This is a genomic window from Bacillus sp. LR_5, from assembly GCF_042709275.1.
The window spans coordinates 1-2,088 of the sequence record NZ_JAVAXX010000532.1 but is presented as its reverse complement, the minus strand read 5'-3'; the positions used below and the strand labels follow the sequence as shown (position 1 = coordinate 2,088).

General features: G+C 40.9%; 2 protein-coding genes. One reads left to right on the top strand and one right to left on the bottom strand.

The genetic code is table 11. The annotated features are described in order from the left end of the window. Positions 1-67: 67 nt before the first annotated feature. Positions 68-943: a transcriptional regulator CitR gene (citR, locus tag RAC86_RS38105; RefSeq protein WP_003233357.1), complete on the top strand. Its 876-nt coding sequence runs from the start codon at positions 68-70 to the stop codon at positions 941-943. Between the two features lie 70 nt (positions 944-1,013). On the opposite strand, the gene lytE is transcribed toward citR, so the two are convergent. Next, positions 1,014-2,018 (bottom strand): peptidoglycan endopeptidase LytE, encoded by a 1,005-nt coding sequence (gene lytE / locus RAC86_RS38100; RefSeq protein WP_072175834.1) that lies wholly within the window; start codon positions 2,016-2,018, stop codon positions 1,014-1,016. Positions 2,019-2,088: the final 70 nt, after the last annotated feature.

Genomic DNA, 2,088 nt, shown 5'->3' with positions numbered 1-2,088 from the left:
ATATTTAAAAAATAATGAATATTTTAAAGGGAATTAATTAAAAATATTATTCAGAGGGAGAATAGAAATGGATTTCAAATGGCTTCACACCTTTGTGACCGCTGCAAAATATGAAAACTTCCGAAAAACGGCGGAAACGCTTTTCTTATCTCAGCCCACTGTGACCGTACATATCAAGCAATTAGAAAAAGAAATCAGCTGCAAGCTGTTCGAGCGTAAAGGCAGGCAAATCCAGCTGACTGATGAAGGCAGGGCGTATTTGCCGTATGCGCTCAGGCTTCTTGATGATTATGAAAACAGCATGGCAGAGCTTCACAGAGTGAGACAAGGCTACTCTCAAACCTTACAGCTCGCGGTTTCTCCGCTTATTGCAGATACTGTGCTTCCTTCTGTCATGAAACGGTACACAGCAATGAATACGGAAACAGAAATGGCGGTTACGATTTTCGAATCAGCGGAAATCGCGTCACTGATTAAAGCCGGGGAAGCAGATATCGGACTAAGCTGTTTAAAGGTACAGTCTTCTTCTTTAAGCTGCCACTGCTTATACAAAGACCCTGTCGTCCTTGTTGCCCCGCCCGATAAGCGTTTCATAGAAGACAACGAAATTGATGCCAAAGAGGTGCTCGAACAATACCTGCTTTTGACCCACAATCACCCTGATTACTGGGACGACTTGCTCCGTCAAGTCAGAATGACATTTCCATTTGTGAGAACAATGAAGGTCACTCAAACACATATAACGAAACGGTTTATCAAGGAAGGACTCGGAGTTTCATTTCTGCCTTTATCTACAGTAAAGCGTGAGTTAGCAGAGAAACAGATGATCAGAATTCCTTATCAGTCTGTACAGCTGCCCTATGCCGGCGCTTACGCGATTGCCCTTTATGAAAATAAGAAAGAAAAAAAATTCTTGGATTTTTTATCACATTTTCATTTTTAGGAGCAACCAAAACACCTGTGCTCCGTCTAATGAAAAAAACCCGTTCCAATGAACGGGTTTTCTCTAAAAATTAGAATCTTTTCGCACCGAGGTAACGAGGCTTCCAGTAGCTGTTGTTCAGGCTGCTGATTTGTACGCCGTCAGATCCTGCATGAATGAAATTGTTGTTTCCAATGTAAATCCCCATGTGAGAAGGGCCGGATTTATATGTTGTGAAGAAGACGAAATCACCAACAGACGGGCTGGCAATGCTCTTCATAGAACTCCAGTATCCTGCAGTGCTTGTTCTGCCCACACTTGTTTGTTTATTCAGTACGTACCAAATGAATCCGCTGCAGTCAAAGCCGGAAGTTGTCGTTCCGCCCCATTTATATGGCGTTCCGACTAACGCTTTTGCATCAGAAACCAGCTTGCTCACATTAAGTGATGTAGATGACGTTTTGCTGCTTGAAGACGATGAAGATGAAGCAGGTTTTGAGCTGCTTGTGCTTGTTCCTTTCACCTTCAATACTTGGTTGACATAGATTACATCTGATTTTAAGCCGTTTAAGCTTTTTAATTTGCTAACCGTAGTGCCGTATTTGCTCGCAATTTTAGAAAGGCTGTCTCCGCTCTTCACTTTATAAGTAGAAGTTGAAGACGATGACACTTTTGATGAGCTGGAGCTGCTTGAACTAGTTGAACCTTTCAGTTTCAGGACTTGTCCAACACGAAGCAAATCTGATTTTAAGCCATTCAGCTTCTTCAGTTCATTGATTGTCATGCCGTATTTTTTTGAAATTTTCCAAAGGCTGTCCCCGCTCTTTACTTTGTATGTAGAAGAAGAGGAAGAAGAACTGCTGCTTTTTGAACTTGTAGATTTGCCGTTAATCGATAAAGTTTGTCCCACATAAATAATGTCTGAACGAAGGTGGTTCTCTGATTTAATTTTACTGATCGTTGTGTCGTATTTTCTTGAAAGATCCCATAACGTGTCGCCTTTTTTCACCTTAATGCTTTGTGCAGATGCCGCTCCTGCAAATAACGTCGATCCTAAAACAACTGCTGTCGTAGCTGTAATGATTTGCTTTTTCATATTTTCCTCCCCAAATGTTAACTCTCTATATATGTATCTCTTTTTTTAATTAATCTTATTGATTTCTATT